The organism is Actinospica robiniae DSM 44927 (genome assembly GCF_000504285.1).
Lineage (GTDB): Bacteria > Actinomycetota > Actinomycetes > Streptomycetales > Catenulisporaceae > Actinospica > Actinospica robiniae.
The window spans coordinates 5,529,430-5,552,292 of the sequence record NZ_KI632511.1; the positions used below are offsets into that span (position 1 = coordinate 5,529,430).

Sequence of the window (22,863 nt, forward strand, 5' to 3'; positions counted from 1 at the left end):
TCCGGATCGGAGCGCGCCACCCATGCTATTGCGTGATCCGCTTCTAGGCCTGGAAGCGGGGGAAGGCCGAGCGGCCGGCGTACCGCGCCGCGTCGTCGAGCTCTTCCTCGATGCGCAGCAGCTGGTTGTACTTGGCCACGCGGTCGGTCCGGGCCGGGGCGCCGGACTTGATCTGGCCGCACTCCATCGCCACGGCGAGGTCGGCGATGGTGGTGTCCTCGGTCTCGCCGGAGCGGTGGGACATCATGGTGCGGTAGCCGCTGCGGTGGGCCAGGGTGACGGCGTCATAGGTCTCGGACAGCGAGCCGATCTGGTTCACCTTCACCAGCAGCGCGTTGGCCTGGCCGCCCTTGATGCCGCGGCCGAGCCGCTCCGGGTTGGTGACGAACAGGTCGTCGCCGACGAGCTGCACCTTGGTGCCGAGGGCGTCGGTCACGGCCTTCCAGCCGTCCCAGTCCTCCTCGCTGTGCGAGTCCTCGATCGAGACCAGCGGGTAGTTCGCCACCAGCTCGGCGTAGTAGGAGGACAGGTCGGCGCCGGTGAGCTTGGAGCCCTCGAACTCGTAGACGCCGTCCTTGAACAGCTCGGTGGCCGCCACGTCGAGCGCCAGCGCGATGTCCTCGCCCGGGGTGTAGCCGGCCTTCTCGATGGCCTCGAGGATCAGGTCCAGCGCGGCCCGGTTGGAGTCCAGGTTCGGCGCGAACCCGCCCTCGTCGCCGAGGCCGGTGGACAGCCCGCGGCTCTTGAGCACCGACTTGAGCGCGTGGTAGGTCTCCGCGCCCCAGCGCAGCGCCTCGCCGTAGGTCTCCGCGCCGATCGGGGCGACCATGAACTCCTGGATGTCGACGTTGGAGTCCGCGTGCGCGCCGCCGTTGAGGATGTTCATCATCGGCACCGGCAGCAGGTGCACGTTCGGGCCGCCGAGGTAGCGGTAGAGCGGGAGCTGGGCCGACTCGGCCGCCGCCTTGGCCACCGCGAGCGAGACGCCGAGGATGGCGTTCGCGCCCAGGCGGGCCTTGTTCGGGGTGCCGTCCAGGTCCTTGAGCTCCTGGTCCACCAGCCGCTGCTCGTGCGCGTCGAAGCCGATCAGCGCCGGGCCGATCTCGTCGAGCACCGCGAGCACGGCCTTGGTCACGCCCTTGCCCTGGTACCGGTCCTTGTCCCCGTCCCGCAGCTCCACGGCCTCGAAGGCACCGGTGGACGCGCCGGAGGGAACCGCCGCGCGGGCGATCACGCCGTCGTCGAGCGCGACCTCGACCTCGACGGTGGGGTTCCCACGGGAGTCGAGGATCTCCCGCGCTCCGACTGCTTCGATGGACGCCACGTGCGTACTCCTTCGCCAAGCTGTCTTCAGGTCTCGTTTTCGGGCCCAGCCTAGTTCACGGCGTGAACGACCCGCGCAGCTGTCCGTCCTTCGTCGCCGATCATCATCCTGACGGCTGGCCTGACGCCCGGCCAGATGCCGGCGCTCAGACGGACGCCGTGGAGGGAACTTCCAGACGAACCGGCAATTCGTAGAGCCCGCGCATGATCAGCCCCGAGTGCCGACGCAGCGCTTCCGGTGGCCGGGCCAGACCCGCGGCGGGGTAGCGCGCCAGCAGCCGTTCGAAGGCGATGCGCCCCTCCAGCCGGGCCAGCGGAGCGCCGATGCAGAAGTGGATGCCGTGGCCGAGCGCGACGTGCCCGGTGGCCGCGCGGCCCAGGTCGAGCTCGTCCGGCGCGGCGAAGCGGGACGGGTCGCGGTCGGCCGCGGCGAGCACGGCGAGCACCGGCTCGCCGGCCGGTATGGCGACGCCGCCGACGGTGATCGGCTCCGTGGTGAAGCGCCAGGTGCCGAACTCCACCGGACCGTCGTAGCGCAGCAGCTCCTCGACCGCGTTCGGCAGCAGGCCCGGGTTCGTCAGCAGTCGATCTCGCTGCTCCGGATGGGTGAGCAGGGCGAAATACCCGTTGCCGACCAGGTTGATCGTCGTCTCGAAGCCGGCGAACAGGAGGATGAACGCCATCGCCGCCGCCTCGTCCTCGCTCAGGTGCTCCCCGTGGTCGGAGGCGCGCACCAGCGCGGTCAGCAGGTCGTCGCCGGGAGCGAGCCGCTTCTTGTGGATGATCTCGCGCAGGTAGCCGCGGATGCGTTTGACGGAGCGTCCGACGCCGCCGCGCGGCCCGCTGCGGTCGACCACGCCGAAGGCCCACTCGTGGAAGATCGCCTGGTCCTCCTCCGGCACGCCGAGCATCTCCAGGATGACGGCCACCGGCAGCGGGCAGGCGTAGCCCCGGATCAGGTCGACGCTGCCGTCCGGATCGGCCGCGGCCCGCGCGGCACACTCGTCCAGCAGCGTGTCGGCGATGCGCCGGATGCGCGGCTCGAAGTCGGCGATACGGCGCGGCGTGAAGGCCTTGGCCACCAGCCGCCGCAGCCGGGTGTGGTCCGGCGGGTCGAGGTTGAGCAGATGCGCGGCGATGCCCGAGCGGTGCTCGCCCGGGATGCCGGTGCGCCCCGGCTTCCAGCCCGGGAACGAGGCCGCCGCGTTCTTGGACAGCCGGGGATCCGCGAGCACTGCTTTGACGTCGTCGTACCGCGTGACGAGGTAGGCCTCGACCCCGTTGGGCAGCCGGGTCCGGTGGACCGGGGCGTGCTCGCGCAGCCAGGCGTAGGCCGGGTAGGGATCGTCGATGAACGCGCGGTCGAAGAGCGCGGGCGGCTCGGGCTGCTCGGACGGCGCCGGGCGGGCCGCGGCGGAGCCGGGCTCGGGAGCGGGAGGGGGCGCGTTCACCGATCCATGGTCACACGGGGCCGGAAGACCGCCGCGGCCGGGACCGTCGTGCCGGGCGGCGGCGTCCTCCGGATCGAGGTTCACCCGCTGGGAGTAGCCCGATCGGGTTACCGCTTCACCGCTTCGCGTCACCCGGGCCGGGGATCGCCGCCGTTTCCGGGAACGCCACAGGGCCTCGTCGCCGACGGCCCGGAGGGATCAGCTTCGGCGACGAGGCCCGTGTGAAAGTTTCAGCGCTGCTCGGCGGCCGGGGTCGGCACGGCGTCCTGCTGGGCGGCCGTGGTGATCACCGAGGCCTCGACGGCGGCCGGCGGGGTGACCGGGCCGGCGGGCTGCGCGGGGGCAGCCGGGGTGTCGTCCTTGGCCGCGGCCTTCATCTCCGACTTGAAGATGCGCAGCGACTGACCGACCGACCGGGCGGCGTCGGGCAGCTTGCGCGAGCCGAAGAGCAGCACGAGCAGTACAAGGATGACGATGATGTGCCAGGGCTCAAGTCCGCCACGCAGCATGGTTCCGCACTCCTAGTGATCTTGATGCCGTAGCCGTTCTCCGCACCGATGGCGGGTTTTTGGCGCCGGTGCACTGACCAGACTAACCGTACTTACCCGACTATCGGGAGGCCTCACGGTGAAGAATCTGATCCCGTAGCCCGCGAGCCTGAATCCGCAGTGCCTCCTCCGGATCGACTCCCAGTTCCCGAGCCAGGCCCACGACGGCCAATAACAGCCTTCCGACCTGCTCCTTCGGTGTAGAGGCCGATATATCAGAAGCCTGTTCCAGCTGAGCGGGCAGTTGCGGAACCGTTATTTCCAGCCCGGCGCCCCCGGCCCGCTTGAGCAGCTTGTCGGCGAGCGAAAGGGCCGGTTGGGCCAGCACAACGCCCTCAACCACCGAAGTCCGGGACTTTTCAGCTGCTTTCAACTGCTCCCACGTCGCCTCGACCTCGGCCGCGTCGCGCGCGGCCCCGTCGCCGAACACGTGCGGGTGACGCCCGATCAGCTTCGTGACGATACCCTGCGCGACGTCGTCGATACCGAACGGATCCTCCGCGTGCTCCTGGGCGATCCGGGAGTGGAAGGCGACCTGCAGCAGCACGTCCCCCAGCTCCTCGCGCAGCGCGTCGCGCCCGTCGCCCGGAACCTCGCAGTCGCCGTCCTCGATCGTCTCGGCCGCCTCGTATGCCTCCTCCAGCAGGTACTTCACCAGGCTCTGGTGGGTCTGCTTGGCGTCCCAGGGGCATCCGCCCGGGGAGCGCAGCCGGTCCATCACCGCGACCAGGTCGAGCAGCTTGGCGCCCGGCAGGTCGTAGCTGCCCGGAAGCACCTCGAGCTCGATGTCCGCGGACACCGCCGCGCCCGGCGCCCCCGGCAGCCCGGCCGCCAGCCGCTGGCCCAGCGCCTGCACCAGCCGCTGGTCCGCGCCGGAGGGATCGGCCAGCCAGACCACCCGCGCCCCCGCCGCCGCCTCGGCCAGCAGCTCCTCGGCCACCTCCGCCGACTCGCCCTCGATCAGCTCGATCGCCACGTCCAGGTCGTCGAGGTACTCCAGGATCGGGTGCTCCTCGGCCCCCGCATGCACCCGGGCCCCCGGCTCCGTCACCGCCGCCCACGCCGCGCCCGACATCAGCCCCGGCGCCACTCTCGGCGAGAACGGGATCAGCACGATTCGACCGGTCATGAAAGCAGCCTACTGGGCGTGTCTCAGTTCTCCGGCAGCGCGATCCCAGTCGAGTCGAGGTCGGCCTCGAACGGCCAGGACATGGTCAGCCGGTCGCGGGCGCTGTTTGGGACCGAGCGTGACGGTCATCTCGGCGTGCGCCCGCGAACTCCGGTGGAGCCGTCTGCGCCAACTGCTTCCACGGAATCAACCGTCAGGCCGGCCCTGCCTCCCCGCTTCCCGTCAGGACCCGTTGCCCATCAGCAGCACGCCGTCGATCAGCGAGCGGCACCACTCGAGCAGCGGCAGGCCGGTGATCGGCTCGGCCGGGAAGCCCTTGGTCTTGGGGCGCGGGACGAGGATGTGGTCGGTCTGCTTCTTGACGATCGAGCCGGGGAAGACGCGCTTGAGGCGCAGCTCCTGGGACTCGCGCAGGAAGGTCTGACTGAATTTCACATAGTTGCCCTGCAGCACGATCTCGGACAGGCCCGCGGTGCGGGCGTGGGCGCGGAAGAGGGCGACGGCGAGGAGGTTGCCGACCGGCTCGGGCAGCTTGCCGTAGCGGTCCACCAGCTCGTCATGCACGGCGACGACGTCCGTCTCGGCGGCGATCGAGGCGATCCGGCGGTAGGCCTCGAGGCGCAGGCGCTCGTCGGGGACCCAGTCGTGCGGGATGTGCGCGTCGACCGGGAGGTCCACCCGCATCTCCGGCATCTCCTCCTGGACCTCGAGGCCGGACGCCTGCTCGCGGAAATCCTTGACCGCCTCGCCCACCATCCGCACGTACAGGTCGAAGCCGACGCCCTCGATGTGGCCGGACTGCTCGCCGCCGAGCAGGTTGCCGGCGCCGCGGATCTCCAGGTCCTTCATCGCCACGAACATGCCCGCGCCCAGGTCGGTGTGCTGGGCGATGGTGGCCAGCCGCTCGTGCGCGGTCTCGGTCAGCGGCTTCTCCGGCGGGTAGAGGAAGTACGCGTAGGCGCGCTCCCGGCCCCGGCCGACCCGGCCGCGCAGCTGGTGCAGCTGGCTCAGGCCGAAGTTGTCGGCGCGCTCGACGATCAGGGTGTTGGCGTTGGCGATGTCGATGCCGGACTCCACGATCGTGGTGCACACCAGCACGTCGAACTCGCGGTTCCAGAAGTCGACGATCAGCTTCTCCAGCGCGTGCTCGTTCATCTGGCCGTGCGCGATGGCCACCCGGGCCTCGGGCACCAGCTCGCGGATCCGGGCGGCCGCGCGGTCGATCGACTCGACCCGGTTGTGGATGTAGAAGACCTGGCCCTCGCGCAGCAGCTCGCGCCGGATCGCCGCGCCGATCTGCTTCTCCTCGTACGCGCCGACGAAGGTGAGCACCGGGTGGCGCTCCTCCGGCGGGGTCTGGATGGTCGACATCTCCCGGATGCCGGTCACCGCCATCTCCAGCGTGCGCGGGATCGGGGTCGCGGACATGGTCAGCACGTCCACGTTCGCGCGCATCTGCTTGAGGTGCTCCTTGTGCTCGACGCCGAAGCGCTGCTCCTCGTCCACGATCACCAGGCCGAGGTCCTTGAACCGGGTGTCCTTGGCGAACAGCCGGTGGGTGCCGATGACCACGTCCACCGTGCCCTCGGCCAGGCCGCGCAGCACCTCGGTGGACTCCTTGTCGGTCTGGAATCGCGACAGGGCCTTGATGGTCACCGGGAACTGGGCGTAGCGCTCGGCGAAGGTGGAGAAGTGCTGCTGCACCAGCAGCGTGGTGGGCACGAGCACGGCCACCTGCTTGCCGTCCTGCACCGCCTTGAACGCCGCGCGCACGGCGATCTCGGTCTTGCCGTAGCCGACGTCGCCGCAGATGAGCCGGTCCATCGGGACCGTCTTCTCCATGTCGCTCTTGACCTCGTCGATGCAGGCGAGCTGGTCCGGGGTCTCCACGTAGGGGAACGCGTCCTCCAGCTCGCGCTGCCACGGCGTGTCGGTGGTGAAGGCGTGGCCGGGCGCGGACTGGCGGGCGGAGTAGAGCCGGATCAGGTCGGCGGCGATGTCGCGCACGGCCTTGCGGGCTCGCGTCTTCGCCTTCTGCCAGTCCGCGCCGCCGAGCCGGTGCAGCGAGGGAGACTCGCCGCCGACGTACTTCGTCACCAGCTCGAGCTGGTCGGTGGGGACGTAGAGCCGGTCGCCGGGCTGGCCGCGCTTGGAGCTCGCGTATTCGATCACGAGGTATTCGCGGGTGGCGCCGGCGACGGTGCGCTGGACCATCTCCACGTACCGGCCGACGCCGTGCTGCTCGTGCACGACGAAGTCGCCGGTGCGCAGCTGCAGCGGATCCACCATGTTGCGCCGGCGCGAGGGCATCCGGCTCATGTCCTTGGTGGACGAGCGCTGGCCGGAGATGTCCGACTCGGTCAGCACGGCCAGCTTCACCGCTTCGTTGACGAAGCCGCGGCCGAACGAGGCGCAGGTGACGTAGGCGATGCCGGGCTCCGGCGTCTCCTTGAGCTCGGGCACCAGCCGCACGCCGAGGTCGGCCGCCCGCAGCAGCTCGGCGGTGCGCTCGGCCGGGCCGGGGCCCTCGGTGGTGAGCACGACCCGCCAGCCCTCGCGCAGCCAGGCGCGCACGTCGGCGATCAGCCGGGGGCCCTCGCCGCGGTAGTCGGGGGCCTCGAGCGCCGGGGAGAGCACCGTGTCGTCCGACTCCAGCGCCGCGCCGCCCTCCGCCCCGGCGGCGCCGGGCTCCGAGGGCATCAGCTCGGCCAGCTCGGCGTCGGCGGCGAAGGGGGTGACGGACCACCAGGGCAGGCCCAGCGCGCGGGCGTGGTCGCGCAGGCCGGCCAGCGACCAGAGCGAGGCGGAGCCGAGGTCGAGCGGGCTCTTGCCGCCCATCGCGGCGGCGGCCCAGGACGCCTCGAGGAACTCCTGCGAGGTGCGCACCAGGTCCGCGGCCCGGGCGCGCACCCGCTCCGGGTCGCACAGCACCAGCCGGGCGTGCTCGGGCAGGACGTCGACCAGCAGCTCCATCTTGTCCACGAGGACCGGGGCCAGCGACTCCATCCCCTCCACCGCGATGCCCTCGGCCACCCTGCCGAAGACGTCGGCGAGCTCCGGGTACTCGGAGGCGTAGCCGTGCGCCCGCTTGCGCACGGTCTCGGTCAGCAGCAGCTCGCGGCAGGGCGGTGCCCACAGGCCCTGCTGGGCGACCTCGAGGGAACGCTGGTCGGCCACCTTGAAGTAGCGGATCTCCTCGACCGTGTCGCCCCAGAACTCCAGCCGCAGCGGGTGCTCCTCGGTGGGCGGGAAGACGTCCAGGATGCCGCCGCGCACGGCGAAGTCGCCGCGCCGCTCGACCAGGTCGGTGCGCAGGTACGCGGCGTCGGCGAGGCGGCGGGTGACCTCCTCCAGCTCGATCTCCTGACCCGCCGTCACCCGCACCGGCTCGAGATCGCCGAGCCCGGCCACCTGGGGCTGGAGCACCGAGCGGATCGGCGCGACGACGACCTGAAGAGGTGTGGAATCCTCCGGGTGGGCCAGCCGGCGCAGTACGGCCAGGCGCCGGCCGACCGTGTCGGAGCGCGGCGAGAGCCGTTCGTGCGGCAGCGTCTCCCAGGCCGGGAACTCGGCCACCGCGTCCTCGCCGAGCAGCGAGCGCAGCGCCGCGGCCAGGTCCTCGGTCTCCCGGCCGGTGGCCGTGACGGCCAGCACCGGCGCGCCGGCGCCCTCGGCCACAGCGGCGAGCAGCGGGGCGCGCTGGCCTGCGACCATGGTCAGGTCGAGCCGCGGCCGGGTGCGGTCGCGGCCGGCCTCGATCGCCGCTTTGACCGCGGGATCGGTGCGCAGAGGTTCGAGCAAACCGGGCATGGGCATGGGCTACTCCATGGTGGTGGCAACGCCGACTAACCCCGAGCGGCCCGCAGGAGGGGGGCCGGGGGTTGGTATGCATCTAGGGTACGCACTGGATCCGACACACGGCCCGACCGAGGTCTGGGAGGATCACGCGTCAGGCGCGAGCGGATCTCGAAACCGGAACGAACCGGGCGACCGACACGATTCCGGTTTACCTGGACGGCACTCCCGCCTACCGCAAATCCGGGTGCGCCGGGTACCGTCGTCCAGGAGCACTGTGTGCCGGGGTGCGCTGCCGCGGCGGGCGCAAGAGTTGTGACGTAGGGACTGGGAGAGCGATGACGCAAGGAACGGGCACGGGCCTTCCGACGAACACGGCCGGGATACCCAACGGTCAGTTCGCCGGTCGGCTCATCGAGTTCAGCGACGTCGAGCTGGACCGCAAGTACCCGCGCGGGGTGTACCTCAACTTCCACGGCTACCCGGACTTCTCGGTGTACGCGCGGCACGCCGTGCAGATCGCCGACCCGCCGGCCGAGCTGTCGGTGGACGAGGTGCGGGTGACCGACGTGGTGGCGGCGAACCTGCTCGCCTCGCGCACCGGCGATCCGCTCTACCAGCAGGGCCGGCCGCCCACGGCCACGCCCGAGGGCTGGACCTGGACGCACGAGGCGCGCAGCCGCCGGATGTTCATGGTGCCCGCCGAGCTCAACGGCTCGTTCCGGCACCACGGCGGGATCGCCACGCTCAAGGCGGACCGGGCCAAGTCGGGCCTGTGGCACGAGGGCATGCTCGAGCCGGTCGCCTTCGAGCGCTCCGGCTCGGTGCCCGAGGAGGCGATGGTCCAGCTCGAGTCGCAGCTCGGCTTCCAGCTGCCGGTCTCCTACCGGCGGTTCCTGGCCGGCACCGACGGCGGCCGGCCGCTCGGACCCGCGGTCAACCTGTCCGCGGGCTTCGTCTCGGACGGCTGGCTCTTCGGCGTGCGCCGCTCGGACCCGCACCAGGAGCTGGTGTACGCGAACCAGGCGCTGTTCGACCGGTTCACCGAGGAGTACCTGGGCGTCGGCTTCGTGCGCGGCGGCATGCTGGTGCTCAAGATCCGGGGCAACGACCTGGGCTCGGTGTGGTTCTTCGACGACGACGACTACCGGGACCGGGACAACCGGGACGCCGCCTCGGTCTGCGCCGAGCTGCTGATCCGGGTCGGCAACGACTTCGACGACTTCGCCCGGCACCTGGTGGCGCTGCCGCCGCAGATCCAGGAGATCTCCGAGGCGGCGGTGCAGCAGGGCTTCGCGAACCTGGTGACGGACGTGGCCTACCTCGGCTCCGCGCTGCCGCCGCACCTGGCGTTCCACCGACGCTGACACGCCCGCCGGCGCGGGGCCCCGAGCGGGTCTCGCGGCGGCGGTCCGCCGGTTCCGGATCGGGGCGCGCTCGGATTTCGAACCCTTCCGTACGCCTTCCGTACGCCGCCCCCCGCGCGGGGGCGGCGTTCGCCGTTTCTGCCTCCCACCGGCCCATTGTCGGTCTCAGCGGGTGGGCGAGATGAAGACACTGTGACGTACGCCGCATACGATGGGGCCAAAGCCCTTCCGCGCGGACAACGGCGTCCGGCGCATCGCCCGTGAACCGAGGAGTGTGCCGCCGTGGCCGACACCGCCGCCGTCCCCAGTCCGCCTTCGGCGCCGCCGCCCGCGCCCGACGCCGCCCTGCGCGGAGACATCAAAGCCCTGGGAGAGCTGCTCGGCCGCACGCTGGTGCGGCAGGAGGGCGAGTACCTGTTCGACCTGGTCGAGCAGATCAGGGCACTGACCCGGTCGGCGGACGCCGGCGCGGCGGACGAGGCGCAGGCCAGGCTGGCCGAGATCGACCTGGGCACGGCCATCCGGCTGGTGCGCGCGTTCTCCAGCTACTTCTACCTGGCGAACGTGACCGAGCAGGTGCACCGCGCCCGCGAGCTGCACGGCGAGCGGGCCACCACCGGCTCCTGGCTCTCCCGCGCGGTCGAGCGGATCGGCGCGGCGATCGAGGACCCCGAGTCCAAGGTGACCAGGGACTGGGTCGAGGAGGTCATCTCCCGGCTCTCGGTGCGCCCGGTCTTCACCGCGCACCCGACCGAGGCGGCCCGCCGGACCATACTCGGCAAGCTGCGCCAGATCGCCCTGCTGCTCGACGCCAACCCGTTCCCGCAGCCGGGCACGCCGGTGGACCCGGTGGCCCAGCGGCGCGCCTCGCGCCGGCTGGAGGAGCTGGTCGAGTCGCTCTGGCAGACCGACGAGCTGCGGGTGACCCGGCCGGAGCCGACCGACGAGGCCCGCAACGCCCTGTACTACCTGGACGAGCTGCACTCCGGCGCGGTGCCGGACGTGCTCGACGAGCTCGCCGCCGAGCTCGAGCGGATCGGCGTGCGGCTGCCGGTGGACGCGCGGCCGCTGAGCTTCGGCAGCTGGATCGGCGGCGACCGGGACGGCAACCCGAACGTCACCCCGACGCTGACCCTGGAGATCCTCGGCCTGCAGCACGAGCGGGCCATCGACGACGCGCTCAAGCTGGTCGAGGGCCTGCGCTCGACCCTGTCCACCTCGAAGCGGATCGCCCGGGTCACCCCGGAGCTCGAGGAGTCGCTCGCCCGGGATCTCGAGGCCCTGCCGGACATTCCGGCCCGGTACCGGCGGCAGAACCTGGAGGAGCCCTACCGGCTCAAGGCCACCTGCATCCGGGAGAAGCTGCTCAACACCCGCAAGCGGATCGCGGAGGCGCGCCCGCACGTGCCCGGGCAGGACTATCTCAACGGCGAAGAGCTGGTGGCCGACCTGCTGCTGATGCGCGAGTCGCTGCTGGCGGACCGGGGCGAGCTGATCGCCCGCGGCAGCCTGGACCAGGTGATCCGTACCATTTCGGCCTTCGGCCTGCAGCTGGCCACCCTGGACGTGCGCGAGCACGCGGACGCGCACCACCACGCCGTCGGCCAGCTGATCGACCGGCTCGGCGGAGAGGCCTGGCGCTACGACGACATGCCGCGCGACTACCGGGCCGGGCTGCTGGCCAAGGAGCTGCGCTCGCGCCGGCCGCTGGCGAAGCTGCCGGAGCGCGCGCACCGGCAGGGCATCGAGGGCTTCGACGCCTGGGGCGGGGCCACCCCGCTGCTCGACGACGCCGGGGCGAAGACCTTCGGCATCTTCACCGCGATCAAGGAGACGATCGACCGCTTCGGTCCGGACGTCATCGAGAGCTACATCATCTCGATGTGCCGCGGGGTGGACGACGTGTACGCGGCGGTGCTGCTGGCCCGCGAGGCGGGCCTGATCGACCTGCGCGGCGGCCGGGCCGCGATCGGCTTCGTGCCGCTGCTGGAGATGGTCGAGGAGCTGCGCCAGGCCGACACCATCCTCAACGACCTGCTCAACGACCCGTCCTACCGCAAGCTGGTGCGGCTGCGCGGGGACGTGCAGGAGGTCATGCTCGGCTACAGCGACTCGAACAAGTCGGCCGGCATCACCACCAGCCAGTGGGAGATCCACCTCGCCCAGCGCAAGCTGCGCGACGTGGCGCACCGGCACGGCGTACGGCTGCGGCTCTTCCACGGCCGCGGCGGCACGGTGGGCCGCGGCGGCGGTCCGACCCACGAGGCGATCATGGCGCAGCCGTGGGGCACGCTCGAGGGCGAGATCAAGGTCACCGAGCAGGGCGAGGTGATCTCGGACAAGTACGCGCTGCCGAGCCTGGCCCGGGAGAACCTGGAGCTGACCGTCGCGGCCACGCTGGAGGCCTCGGTGCTGCACCTGGGCCCGCGGCAGAGCACGGACGCGCTGGCCCGCTGGACGGCGACGATGAGCGGGATCTCGGACGCGGCGTTCGCCACGTACCGGGACCTGGTCGACGACCCGGACCTGCCCCGCTACTTCCTGGCCTCGACGCCGGTGGACCAGCTGGGCGACCTGCACCTGGGCTCGCGCCCGTCGCGCCGGCCGGACTCGGGCGCGGGGCTCGAGGGCCTGCGGGCGATCCCGTGGGTGTTCGGCTGGACCCAGTCGCGCCAGATCGTGCCGGGCTGGTTCGGCGTGGGCACCGGCCTGGCCTGGGCGTACGAGGCCGGGCACGCGGACGTGCTGCAGGAGATGTACGAGGACTGGCACTTCTTCCGCAACTTCCTGTCGAACGTCGCGATGACGCTGGCGAAGACGGACCTGCGGATCGCCCGGCTGTACGTGGAGCAGCTGGTGCCGGAGCACCTGCGGCACGTGTTCGACCGCATCGTCGAGGAGCACGAGCTGACGGTGCAGCAGGTGCTCAAGGTGACCGGGCAGAGCGAGCTGCTGGGCACCGACCCGGTGCTGGCCCGCACGCTGCAGGTGCGCGACCGGTACCTCGACCCGATCTCCTACCTGCAGGTGGCGCTGCTCAAGCGGCACCGCGAGGCGGTGGCGGCCGGCGAGGAGCCGGATTCGCAGCTGAGCCGGGCGCTGCTGCTGACGGTCAACGGCGTGGCGGCGGGTCTGCGCAACACCGGCTGAGTCCGGCGCCCCGAACCATCGTGTGCCCGGCACCCCGTATGGGTGCCGGGCACACGGGCGTGTGGGGCCGGATGCGTGGCGGCTGGGGGTGGGGCGTCGCGGGGCCTGGCCGCGCAGCGCCGATAGCCGGGCGGATGCAGCGCGCTACACCGAGTTATCCACAGCGCCAGCCGGTTATCCACAGGATCCACAGATCTTGTCCACGGTGTGTATAAATCCTGTGGATAACCCGGTCGCGTGCCCCCGGTCTGGCGTAACGAAATGGACTCGCTTGGGGAAAACTCCGGCGGACCGGGCTGTGGATAACCACTTTCCACCGGGTTCGCCGGGGCTCGCCTGGGGACAACTCCGGACAAGGCGCACCAGTTCCCGGATCCGCCTGTGGATCGGCGGCGGGTGTGTTAAGGGCGCCGGATCACGCCGGATTACGTTAGGAGAAGACCACCGTACGGCGCGAGTTGAGCAGCACCCGGTGCTCGGCGTGCCAGCCGACGGCGCGGGAGAGCACCCGGCACTCCACGTCCCGGCCGGCCGCGACCAGCTGATCCGGCGTCATGCCGTGGCCCACCCGGGCCACGTCCTGTTCGATGATCGGGCCCTCGTCCAGATCCGCCGTCACATAATGCGCGGTCGCGCCGATCAGCTTCACGCCGCGCTCGTGCGCCTGGTGGTAGGGCTTGGCGCCCTTGAACGACGGCAGGAACGAGTGGTGGATGTTGATGATCCGGCCCTCGAGCGCCTTGCACACGTCGTTGGAGAGCACCTGCATGTAGCGGGCCAGCACCACCAGCTCGATCCGGTGCTCGGCCACCAGCTCGAGCAGGCGCGCCTCCTGCGCCGCCTTGTTCTCCTTGTCCACAGGCAGGTGGACGAACTCGATCCCGTAGGACTCGACCAGGGTGCGGAAGTCGGTGTGGTTGGAGACGACGAACGGGATGGTGACCGGCAGCGCGCCGATGCTGTGCCGGAACAGCAGGTCGTTGAGGCAGTGGCCGAACTTCGAGACCATGATCACCATCGGCATGTGCGTCGCCGCCTGGTGGATCTGCCACTGCATGTGGAACGACGCGCCGGTCGCCGCGAACCCGTTGGACAGCGTGGTCAGGTCCACGCCCGGCTCCTGCGCCCGGAAGTGCACCCGCATGAAGAAGACCCCGGTGTCCGGGTCGCCGTACTGCTGGCTGTCCACGATCGTGCATCCGGTCACGAGCAGGAAGCTGGCCACGGCGTGCACGATGCCCCGTTGGTCGGGGCACGACAAGGTCAGGATGTAGTCGGCGGACGCGTCCTCAGTCATGGGGCCAGGCTAGGGCAGTGCCCTCCGGCGCGCCCATATCGACCGTCAGATGAGCAGGTCATCGGGACGCGGGCGCCGCCGGCCCGGACAGCGTCTGGTCGTAGCGGCGCAGCAGCAGCTTCGCCACGAGGTCGTGCGAGCCGAGCGGCGCGGCGACGCGCGGAGTACGCACTGAGCCGGGCTCGAGGCCGGACAGGGCCGCGATGTCCCCCAGACGGCGCGTATAGCCGCCTTCGGCGAGCAGGTAGGTGGCGACGGCCACCGGGCGCCCCCGGCGGCACAGCCGGGCCAGCAGAGCGCTGACAGAGGGTTCCGCGGCCGTCAGGAAGGCGGTGCGCACCGGCATTCCCAGCCGCTCGGCCAACAGGCCCGCCATCGCCACCGCGTCGGCCGTGGCCCGCTGGTCCAGCGAGCCCGCCGCGGCCAGCACCACCTCGGTGCCGAAGACGCGCCCGCTGACCGCGCCGAGGCGCTCGGCCAGCACCTGCGCCAGCATCGGGTCGGGGCCGAGCGCGCGGGCCACGTGGACCAGTAGCCGCGCGGCGCGATCCTGGCCGGGCGCACCGGCCATCGCCACGGTCTTCGTGACGGCCCGCACGGCGGCCGGGATGTCGTGGCGCACGTGGTAGCCGGACCCGAGGAAGAGCGGCAGCACCACGGCCTCCCGCGCGCCCTGGGCGGCCAGCTCGCGCAGCACCGTGTCCGGGCGCGGCTCGGCCTTGGACACGAAGCTGAGCCGGACCGGCAGGCCCGGCCGCAGGAACCTGATCCGCTCCAGCAGCGCGTCGAGGGTGAGCAGGCCCTCCAGATGGGTGGTGCCGTGAGCCACCACGACCGCCGGCACGTCGTCGCGCGCGGGCGGGAGGACGCTCGGGGCGGGCCGTGGCGCGACGGCTGCGGACGAGGGGCGGGACACGGGCATGCGGGCCTCCCTGTGAGTGGACGGCTAGCGGGTTGCGCCGACGCCGGCGGGTCGAACAGTCAGGGCTCGATGTCGAGCCGGTAACCGCGCTTGGTCACGGTCTTCACCAAGCCCGCGGCCGGCCCGAGCGCCGTGCGCAGCCGCGCCACCGTCGCCTCCACCGCGTGCTCGTCGCGGTGGGCGCCGTTCCCGTCCCGGATATCCCAGACGCGGCGCAGCAGCTCGGAGCGCGAGACCACCCAGCCGGGCCGTCGGGCGAGCTCGGCGAGCACCGCCGCCGGGAGCGGGGGGAGCGTGACGCAGTGCCCTCCCACGGCCACGCTGAAGCCCTGCAGCACCAGCGTGCGCTCCGCGTCGAGCCGCACCTCGTGCCGGATGCGCTGCGGCAGCGTCGCGGCGAGGAGGTCGGCGAGGGCCGGGAAGCGCGGGCGCTCGGCCGTCAGCGGCTCCACCCCCACGGCCTGAAGCGGCCGCGCGCAGGCCGGGGCGAGGCAGACCGGGAGCACGTCCGAGCGCAGCGCGGCCAGCAGCACGTCGAGCGAGCCGGTGACGGCGGCGGCCTCGAGCAGGCCGGTGACGCCCGGCGCCGTGGTGAAGGTGACCGCGTGCACGTCCCGGCGGACCAGCGCCCCGACGAACCGGGCCGCGGCGGCGCGGTCGCCGGCACGGCGGGCGGAGGCGCCCTCGTCCCCGGGCGTGAGCCGGACGACGGGGGTCTCCACGGTGCGCGCGCCGAGCCCGTGCAGCCTGGCGGCGAGCTCCTCGCGTCTGCGGTCCGCCGTGATCGCCACGACGCTGCCGGTCAGCGGCCCGCCGTCGAACTCCGCCGCGGTGGTGGACGCGTCGGGGTGGGGCGGCCGGGCGGGCAGGGAGGTGGGCGGTCGCTGGTCGAGCGTCTCTGCCGATGCCATGGGCCCACGATCCACGCCCCGGGTTTCGGCGGTGTTGCCGTGTCGTTGTGCCCGGGTTAGAGCTCCTCCGAGTGGGTGACGCAACGTCACCGGCGGGAGTGAACCCGCCGGTGCTCCGCTCACCCGATCAGCGCTCGGATGTCAGAGCCGCGTCAGAGCTGGGCGCTGGTGATCTGGGGCTTGCCGTAGGTGGGCATGGCCTGGTTCCACAGCTTCGCCGCGGACTGCTTCGCCTGGGTGGACTCGCTGCTGCCCTGGCTCGCCGCCGCGTAGTTCGGGTCGGCCTTGACCGCCGCCGCCGAACAGGTGGCGCCGCCGTCGAAGTCCGCGACGGCCTTGGCGTAGTCGTTGTCCGAGGTGTACGAGTCGTGCCAGGCCTTGTTGAGCGCGGCGGCCAGAGCGGTGCCGCCGTCGATCTTGCTCACGTCCAGCTTCGCCAGCGTGTTCAGCGCGGCCTGACGGCCGGTCACCGCGCTGTTGATCTCCGCCTTCGCGACCGGGATGTTGCAGGCGACCAGGGCGCTGACACCCCCGTTGGCGTCGCTGCGCAGGTCCTTGGCCTCGGTCACCAGCTGGTAGAGCGCGTCAGCCTCCTGCTGCGCGCTCTGCTTGGACCCGGCGGAGCTGCTGGCGCTCGGATTGCCGCTGGACTGGCTCGAGGGCGTGCCGGAGCCGCCGCCGGACAGGCCGAGGTACAGGCCCACCGCGGCGACCACGACGACCACGCCGCCGATCACGAGCGGCGTGCGGCTGCGGCCGGGACGCGGCGGCAGCGGGTCGTATCCGGCCCCGCCGTAGCCCTGGCCGGGGCCGCCGTACGCGGGCTGGGCCTGCGGGTAGCCGGGAGCCTGCTCCTGCTGCGGGGTGAACATCGCGGTGGCCGCGGGCTGCGGCTGCGCCTGCGCCGCCTGGGCGAACCCGGCCGCCGGGGGCGCCGCGCCGACCACGGCCTGGCGCGATATCGAGCGCCGGTCGGTCGGGACCGAGTCGCGGAAGAGGTGGTCGAACTCGCTGGGTACCGAGGCCTGCTCCTCCTGCCCGAACATCGCCTGCTGCGCCGCGGCCTGCTCCGGGTAGGCCTGCTGGGGCTGGCCGTAGGGCTGCTGCTGCCCCGCCGGGTACTGCGGGCTCTGGCCGTAGGACTGCTGCGGGTAGGGCTGTTGGTACTGTTGTTGCTGCTGGTAGGACTGCTGCACCGGTTCCATCGGCGCACCGGGCTGGTACGGAGAGCCTTCTTCCGGCCAGCTCCCCGGCACTTCGGGCATCTGGGACACAGTGCAATTCCTCGCAGATAGGCGTTCGTCCGGCGCCGCGGGCAGGGTGAACCCCTCGCCACGGCGACCGAATAGACGCTACTCGCCCAGGCAAGCCCTGCCACGATCACGGCCGGGGTTGTCACAGAACTGCAACTCGGTTCTACCAGGCTTCGAAATAGCCGCGGCTCCGCATCCGCCTGCGCCGTCGTCCGCCGCGGCCCGCGCGGATCGCCCCGCCGGGCCGCTTCGATACCCGCTAGCGCGGCAGCGCCGGGGCCAGGACCAGCGGCAACGCGCTCTGCCTGACCGCGAGCCGGCCCAGCCGCTCGCGAAAACCGCGCACCGCCGAGCTGTCCTGGTACGGGTCGAGCCTGCGGTCGAGATCGTGCAGGTACTCCACACCCCGGTGCGAACGCAGTTGGCTGAGCATCTCGATCGCCTGAGAACCGGTGGCGCAGGCCGCCTCCACCTCGCGCTCCTGCGCGTACGCGGTGGCCACCAGCACCGTGTCGACCACCCGGCGGCGCACGTGGCCGGGCGCGTGCTCGGCCAGCGCCCGCTGCGCGTGGTCCTTGGCCTGCCGGGGCCGGTCCAGGTCCCGATAGCAGTGCGCGAACTCGTCGGACAGATAAGCGGGTGTGAAATGCCTGATCCAGTCCGGATCCTCGGCCGGATTCGTCTTCTCCATCTCCGCGGCCGCGCGGGAGAGCGCTGCCTCGCAGGAGCGCACGTCCCCCAGCACCGCGTGCCCGCGGGCCTCGGCGGCGTGGAACATCGCGCGCACCGTCGGCGTGGCCTGATCCCGGGCGCCCTCGTTGGCCGCGCGGGCGAGCTGGGTTATCTCGCGCGGGGAGCCGAGCTGCCCGGCCAGATGGCTCATCCCGGCCGCGAGCACGTATCCGCCGTAGGCGCGGTCCCCGGCCGCCTGGGACAGTCGCAGAGCCTGGATGTAGTAGCGCTGGGCCAGGCCGTGCCGGCCGGTGTCCACGGCCATGTAGCCGGCCAGCTCGGTGATCTGCGCGGCGGCAGAGAACAGGGCCCGCCCGGTGCGCTCGGGATAGGTGCCGGTGAGCATCTCGGCGACCACGTCGTCGAGGTAGTGCACCACGATCGAGCGCACGTAGCCGGAGCCGAACTGGTGGTCGAGGTCGCGGAAGACCTTGGCCGCGGCCCGCAGCGCGTAGACATCGGAGGGGCCGACCCGCGGGCCGCGCCCGGCCAGCGAGGGCGGCCGGGCCACCTCCGCGTCCGGCGGGGTGATCAGCCAGTCCCGGCTGGGCGCGATCAGCGCGGCCACGGCGAAGGAGGAGCCGAGCAGGAACTCACGGTGGCTCACATCGGCCCGCCACAGCTCCGTCACCTCCTCGATGGCGGCGGCGGTGGACGGCGCGAAGTGCAGGCCCACGCTGGAGGAGCCGTTGCGCCCGTCGGCCATGCCGATCTCCTCGACCGTCACCGGCCGGCCGAGCTTGCGCCCGAGCGCCTCGGCGATGAGGGTCGGCGCCATGCCCCGCGGCTGCTGGCCCCGCAGCCAGCGGGCGACCGAGGTCTTGTCGTAGCGCAGGTCGAGGCCGTGCTCCGCGCCGACCATGTTGACTCGACGGGCCAGCCCCGCGTTGGAGCTCGCGGCCTCCTGGATCAGCGCGGCGAGCCGTTGGTTCGGCTGCCGCGGTCCGGCGGTGCGTACGGCCATCGGGCCTCCCCTTGTCCTTCGGGTCCACAGGCGTGTGCACGGGAACGGTCTACGCGCGCCCACCGGTGCGTCTCGCCGTGCGTCGGTGAGTACTGCATGCGCATATGTCGCGAAGAGTAGCGGCGAATCGCTCCGAGCGGTAGCCCAGCGTAATCGGATGGTAGGAATTCGTCGTGCCCGGACGAGCCCGGAATATTCCCGAAACAGCCGGTCCCGGCCGTAACCCGGCACGCCGCGAAGGGGTTCTAGGGCCGTGGAGAGAACTATCGCCGAACTGCCCCGCCCGCTCACCCGACCCGACCGCACGCAGAGTACGGACGGTCTCGGATTGCTCGAGGCCGCACTCGGCTATATCGAAGACCGGCACTGGGATGTGGTGCTCGGGACCAGTGTGCAGCGGGCGGACGGGATGTGGTCCTGTTCCTGCGGGGACCGGCGGTGCGTCTCGATCGGGGCGCATCCGGCCATGCGGGACTGGCAGAAGAAGATCAGCGGGCAGCCGAGCCGGGCGTACGAGTGGTGGACCGAGCAGCCTCAGGGCTCGATCATCCTGCCCACCGGGCGCACCTTCGACGTGCTCGAATGTTCGGAGCAGGCCGGGCTGTTGGCGCTGGCCCGGCTCGAGCGCTCCGGGGCGCACCCGGGGCCGGTGGCGGCCACGCCGTCGCGACGGCTGTACTTCTTCGTACTGCCGAACGCGAGGACGAAGGTGGCCAGGACGCTCACCGGCCTCGGCTGGGGCCGCACGACGCTGGATCTGGTCTGCCGCAGCACCGGCGACTACATCGTGGCGCCGCCGTCGCGGATGGGCACGCGCGGACAGGTGCAGTGGGTGCGCGCCCCCGCCGACTCGGCGCGCTGGCTGCCGGATCCGGAGGAGGTGCTGGCGCCGCTGGCCTACGCCTGTGGACTGCACCGGATCCGCTGAGCCGTGCCGGACTTCAAGCACTGAGACACTGATGTCAGAACTGATGAACGACTGAGCGGCCCCGAGCCGCTCCAACGCCGGCGGGCGCCGCCGCAGGGATCAGAACCCTGCCGCAGCGCCCGCCGGTCTCCTTCAGGCCTCTGTGTTGCCGGCCCTCCGCGTGCTCAGTCCTCGTCCGCGAACACGTGCGCGGCCAGCTCCAGGTCGAGCTCGGTGGCCTCGCGGGCCGCGCCGATGAGCACGCCGCCCTCGGTCAGGCTCACCTGCACCGCGTTGCCGGGACGCACGCCGGCCCGGCGCAGCCGGTGCATCACGTCGAGATCCGACTGCACCGGCTCGCCGATGCGCCGGATCACCGCCACCGCGTGCTCGCCCTCGGGCAGGGCGTGCGCCACTTCGCGCAGCGAGATCAGGCCCTCCTCGCGGAACGCGGTCGAGTGCAGCTCCGAGTCGAGCTCCTCGAGCCCGGGGATCGGATTGCCGTAGGGCGAGTGCGTGGGGCTGCCGAGCAGCTCCAGCAGCCGCCGCTCGACCCGCTCGCTGATCACGTGCTCCCAGCGGCAGGCCTCTTCGTGCACCTCGTCCCACTCGAGCCCGATCACGTCCACCAGCAGCCGCTCGGCCAGCCGGTGCTTGCGCATCACCCGGGTGGCCAGCGCGCGGCCCTTGTCGGACAGCTGCAGGTGCCGGTCGCCCTCGACCGTCAGCAGGCCGTCCCTGGACATCCGGGCCACCGTCTGGCTGACCGTCGGACCGCTCTGACCGAGCCGCTCGGCGATGCGCGCGCGCAGCGGGACGATGCCCTCTTCTTCCAGTTCGAAGATCGTACGCAAATACATCTCCGTGGTATCGATCAGGTCGCTCATCGGCACGGCTCCCACGGGTGTCGGCAAGCCCGGCAACGCCGGGAGGATACGGTCACCGACCATTGTGACGCACCGTGCCGACAGCGGAAATGCTTGCTCACGGGCTGAGTCGCTCGATCCGCCAGCCCCCGGGCGCGGACGCGTCGCGCCGGTAGAGCGCGCGGTCGTGCAGCCGGTTCGGCCGGCCCTGCCAGAACTCCACCGTCTCCGGCCGCACCCGCAGCCCGCCCCAGTGCGGCGGGCGAGGCACCCGATCGGGGTAACGCTGCGCGTACTGCGCCAACTCCTGCTCCAGCCAGGCCCGATCCGGGATCGGCTCGGACTGCGGACTGGCCCAGGCGCCGAGTTGCGCGCCGCGCGGCCGGCTGGCGAAATAGGCATCGGACTCCCAGTCCGGCACCCGTTCGGCCGTGCCCTGCACGATCACCTGGCGCTCGAGCACGTACCACGGGAAGAGCAGGCTCACCCTCGGGTCGGCCGCGAGCTGCCGCCCCTTGCGCGAACGGAGGTTGGTGTAGAAGGTGAATCCTTCCGGTCCGTACCCTTTGAGCAGGACGGTTCGACTGGACGGCCCAGCCGCCGGATCGCAGGTGGTCAAGACCATGGCGTTCGGTTCGAACCAGGAGGCGTCCGATTTTCGTGCAACCGCGTCGGTTTCCGCGAACCAACGCCCGAACTGCGCGCTCGGGTCGCTTGTGAGCTCGGTCACCTCAATGGCCCGTTCGGAGTAATCTCGCCGCAAGGCGGCGAGATCTGGCTGCTCAGCGCTCATACGGTCGCCTCCACGTCCGTTCGCGGCCCCGGATTTCCTTCCGGCCGTTGTAGCGGTCCAATATAGGTAGCCGGTCGCACTTGGCGGGAACCTCCAAGCGGCCCGCGACGTTTCCACAGCGCCGACCGTCACCCGCGCGCCCCGCACGGGCTGGGGGCGGAGCGGCGCCGGAGAACCTCACGAAGGACATTTGCCACAGCAAGGGAGCCGTAGGATGCCCGACTTCGTACCCGGACTCGAAGGCGTCGTCGCCTTCGAGACGGAGATCGCCGAACCCGACAAGGATGGCGGCTCGCTCCGATACCGCGGCGTCGACATCGAAGACCTGGTCGGGCACGTCACCTACGGCAACGTGTGGGGCCTGCTCGTCGACGGAAAGTTCAACCCGGGCCTGCCCCCGGCCGAGCCCTTCCCGCTCGCCATCCACTCCGGCGACGTCCGGGTGGACGTGCAGGCGGCGCTCGCCACGCTCTCCCCGATCTGGGGCCTCAAGCCGCTGCTCGACATCAGCGACGCGCAGGCGCGCGACGACCTCGCCCGCGCCGCCGTGATGGCGCTGAGCTTCGTGGCCCAGTCGGCCCGCGGTATAGACCGCCCGATGGTCCCGCAGCGCGAGATCGACAAGGCCGAGACCATCGTCGAGCGCTTCATGATCCGCTGGCGCGGCGAGCCCGACCCGCGCCACATCAAGGCCGTGGACGCCTACTGGACCAGCGCCGCCGAGCACGGCATGAACGCCTCGACCTTCACCGGCCGGGTCATCGCCTCCACCGGCGCGGACGTGGCCGCGGCCCTGTCCGGCGCGGTCGGCGCCATGTCCGGCCCGCTGCACGGCGGCGCGCCCTCGCGCGTGCTGCACATGATCGAGGAGATCGAGCGCACCGGGGACGCGAAGAAGTACGTCACCGGCATCCTGGACCGCGGCGAGCGGCTGATGGGCTTCGGCCACCGCGTCTACCGCGCCGAGGACCCGCGTGCCCGCGTGCTGCGCCGCACCGCCAAGGAGCTCAACGCTCCGCGCTACGAGGTCGCCAAGGCGCTCGAGGACGCCGCGCTCGCCGAGCTGCGCGCCCGCCGCCCCGACCGCGTGCTCGAGACGAACGTGGAGTTCTGGGCGGCCATCGTGCTCGACTTCGCCGAGGTGCCCTCGCACATGTTCACCTCGATGTTCACCTGCGCCCGCACCGCGGGCTGGTCCGCGCACATCCTGGAGCAGAAGCGCACCGGCCGGCTGGTGCGCCCCTCGGCCCGCTACATCGGCCCGGGCACCCGCAAGCTGCAGGACGTCGACGGCTTCGACACCATGATCGTGCACTAAGCCGCACCCGCGGCTGCGCACAACGCCCCACAATCCCTCTTCAGGGGGGCTGTGGGGCGTTGTGCCTTTCCGGTAACCTCTGCTTCACGTTCTCGGACGACGACGCCCGGACCGGGTCATTCCCGTCGGCGCGGCCG

The 22,863-nt window shown here is 71.8% G+C and carries 16 protein-coding genes; 4 read left to right on the plus strand and 12 right to left on the minus strand.

Translation table 11 applies throughout. From position 1 onward, the window contains the following. Positions 1 to 43: 43 nt before the first annotated feature. The 5 genes from eno to mfd all read right to left on the minus strand — a co-directional run bounded on the left by eno (position 44) and on the right by mfd (position 8,267). Positions 44 to 1,324: a phosphopyruvate hydratase gene (gene eno, locus ACTRO_RS23405; RefSeq protein WP_034266352.1), complete on the minus strand. Its 1,281-nt coding sequence runs from the start codon at positions 1,322 to 1,324 to the stop codon at positions 44 to 46. A 145-nt stretch (positions 1,325 to 1,469) separates the two neighbouring features. Next, the gene (locus ACTRO_RS23410; RefSeq protein ID WP_034276325.1) at positions 1,470 to 2,774 is read right to left on the minus strand and encodes a cytochrome P450 family protein; all 1,305 of its coding nucleotides are present in this window, start codon (positions 2,772 to 2,774) and stop codon (positions 1,470 to 1,472) included. Between the two features lie 230 nt (positions 2,775 to 3,004). Continuing rightward, positions 3,005 to 3,283 carry a Sec-independent protein translocase subunit TatA gene (tatA, locus tag ACTRO_RS23415; RefSeq protein WP_051451262.1) on the minus strand — a complete coding sequence of 93 codons (279 nt, stop codon included), beginning with the start codon at positions 3,281 to 3,283 and terminating at the stop codon, positions 3,005 to 3,007. A 100-nt stretch (positions 3,284 to 3,383) separates the two neighbouring features. Beyond that, positions 3,384 to 4,451 (minus strand): nucleoside triphosphate pyrophosphohydrolase, encoded by a 1,068-nt coding sequence (locus ACTRO_RS23420; RefSeq protein WP_034266355.1) that lies wholly within the window; start codon positions 4,449 to 4,451, stop codon positions 3,384 to 3,386. Positions 4,452 to 4,673: 222 nt separating this feature from the next. Then, positions 4,674 to 8,267, minus strand: a complete 3,594-nt coding sequence (gene mfd, locus ACTRO_RS23425) for a transcription-repair coupling factor (protein WP_034266358.1) — start codon at positions 8,265 to 8,267, stop codon at positions 4,674 to 4,676. 317 nt (positions 8,268 to 8,584) lie between these two features. On the opposite strand from mfd, the gene ACTRO_RS23430 reads away from it, so the two are divergent. Both ACTRO_RS23430 and ppc read left to right on the plus strand, forming a co-directional pair. After that, positions 8,585 to 9,613, plus strand: coding sequence for an SMI1/KNR4 family protein (locus ACTRO_RS23430; RefSeq protein ID WP_051451263.1), 1,029 nt, complete (start codon positions 8,585 to 8,587; stop codon positions 9,611 to 9,613). A 282-nt stretch (positions 9,614 to 9,895) separates the two neighbouring features. After that, complete coding sequence (gene ppc / locus ACTRO_RS23435; protein WP_084316483.1) at positions 9,896 to 12,763, plus strand: phosphoenolpyruvate carboxylase; 2,868 nt, start codon at positions 9,896 to 9,898, stop codon at positions 12,761 to 12,763. A 430-nt stretch (positions 12,764 to 13,193) separates the two neighbouring features. On the opposite strand, the gene purU is transcribed toward ppc, so the two are convergent. From purU to ACTRO_RS23460, 5 genes are all read right to left on the minus strand, one after another. Then, entirely contained in the window at positions 13,194 to 14,060 is an 867-nt protein-coding gene (purU, locus tag ACTRO_RS23440; protein WP_034266360.1) for a formyltetrahydrofolate deformylase, read from the minus strand. 58 nt (positions 14,061 to 14,118) lie between these two features. Further along, positions 14,119 to 14,982, minus strand: coding sequence for a sirohydrochlorin chelatase (locus tag ACTRO_RS23445; protein ID WP_034266363.1), 864 nt, complete (start codon positions 14,980 to 14,982; stop codon positions 14,119 to 14,121). Between the two features lie 59 nt (positions 14,983 to 15,041). Then, positions 15,042 to 15,893, minus strand: a complete 852-nt coding sequence (locus tag ACTRO_RS23450) for a winged helix-turn-helix domain-containing protein (RefSeq protein ID WP_051451265.1) — start codon at positions 15,891 to 15,893, stop codon at positions 15,042 to 15,044. 152 nt (positions 15,894 to 16,045) lie between these two features. Continuing rightward, entirely contained in the window at positions 16,046 to 17,158 is a 1,113-nt protein-coding gene (locus ACTRO_RS23455; protein ID WP_157436385.1) for a hypothetical protein, read from the minus strand. Between the two features lie 247 nt (positions 17,159 to 17,405). Then, positions 17,406 to 18,842 (minus strand): NsdA family TPR-like regulatory protein, encoded by a 1,437-nt coding sequence (locus ACTRO_RS23460; RefSeq protein WP_051451266.1) that lies wholly within the window; start codon positions 18,840 to 18,842, stop codon positions 17,406 to 17,408. Between the two features lie 253 nt (positions 18,843 to 19,095). Here ACTRO_RS23460 and ACTRO_RS23465 point away from each other — a divergent pair, with 253 nt between their 5' ends. Next, the gene (locus ACTRO_RS23465) at positions 19,096 to 19,770 is read left to right on the plus strand and encodes a bifunctional DNA primase/polymerase (RefSeq protein WP_084316484.1); all 675 of its coding nucleotides are present in this window, start codon (positions 19,096 to 19,098) and stop codon (positions 19,768 to 19,770) included. Between the two features lie 164 nt (positions 19,771 to 19,934). Here the strand turns inward: ACTRO_RS23465 and ACTRO_RS23470 are convergent, their stop codons facing one another. Beyond that, entirely contained in the window at positions 19,935 to 20,636 is a 702-nt protein-coding gene (locus ACTRO_RS23470; protein ID WP_034276345.1) for an iron-dependent transcriptional repressor DtxR, read from the minus strand. Between the two features lie 97 nt (positions 20,637 to 20,733). Continuing rightward, positions 20,734 to 21,408, minus strand: a complete 675-nt coding sequence (pdxH, locus tag ACTRO_RS23475; RefSeq protein WP_084316485.1) for a pyridoxamine 5'-phosphate oxidase — start codon at positions 21,406 to 21,408, stop codon at positions 20,734 to 20,736. Between the two features lie 214 nt (positions 21,409 to 21,622). Between pdxH and ACTRO_RS23480 the strand changes: the two genes are divergently transcribed. Then, on the plus strand, positions 21,623 to 22,726 hold the full coding sequence (locus tag ACTRO_RS23480; RefSeq protein WP_034266368.1) for a citrate synthase 2: 1,104 nt from the start codon (positions 21,623 to 21,625) through the stop codon (positions 22,724 to 22,726). Positions 22,727 to 22,863: the final 137 nt, after the last annotated feature.

Excerpts from the sequence above, each read along its gene's own strand:
- tatA (WP_051451262.1), bottom strand. The coding sequence starts at position 3,283 with ATGCTGCGTGGCGGACTTGAGCCCTGGCACATCATCGTCATCCTTGTA.
- ACTRO_RS23420 (WP_034266355.1), bottom strand. The coding sequence starts at position 4,451 with ATGACCGGTCGAATCGTGCTGATCCCGTTCTCGCCGAGAGTGGCGCCG.
- mfd (WP_034266358.1), bottom strand. The coding sequence starts at position 8,267 with ATGCCCATGCCCGGTTTGCTCGAACCTCTGCGCACCGATCCCGCGGTC.
- ACTRO_RS23430 (WP_051451263.1), top strand. The coding sequence starts at position 8,585 with ATGACGCAAGGAACGGGCACGGGCCTTCCGACGAACACGGCCGGGATA.
- purU (WP_034266360.1), bottom strand. The coding sequence starts at position 14,060 with ATGACTGAGGACGCGTCCGCCGACTACATCCTGACCTTGTCGTGCCCC.
- ACTRO_RS23445 (WP_034266363.1), bottom strand. The coding sequence starts at position 14,982 with ATGCCCGTGTCCCGCCCCTCGTCCGCAGCCGTCGCGCCACGGCCCGCC.
- ACTRO_RS23450 (WP_051451265.1), bottom strand. The coding sequence starts at position 15,893 with ATGGCATCGGCAGAGACGCTCGACCAGCGACCGCCCACCTCCCTGCCC.
- ACTRO_RS23455 (WP_157436385.1), bottom strand. The coding sequence starts at position 17,158 with ATGCCCGAAGTGCCGGGGAGCTGGCCGGAAGAAGGCTCTCCGTACCAG.
- ACTRO_RS23460 (WP_051451266.1), bottom strand. The coding sequence starts at position 18,842 with ATGGCCGTACGCACCGCCGGACCGCGGCAGCCGAACCAACGGCTCGCC.
- ACTRO_RS23470 (WP_034276345.1), bottom strand. The coding sequence starts at position 20,636 with ATGAGCGACCTGATCGATACCACGGAGATGTATTTGCGTACGATCTTC.
- pdxH (WP_084316485.1), bottom strand. The coding sequence starts at position 21,408 with ATGAGCGCTGAGCAGCCAGATCTCGCCGCCTTGCGGCGAGATTACTCC.
- ACTRO_RS23480 (WP_034266368.1), top strand. The coding sequence starts at position 21,623 with ATGCCCGACTTCGTACCCGGACTCGAAGGCGTCGTCGCCTTCGAGACG.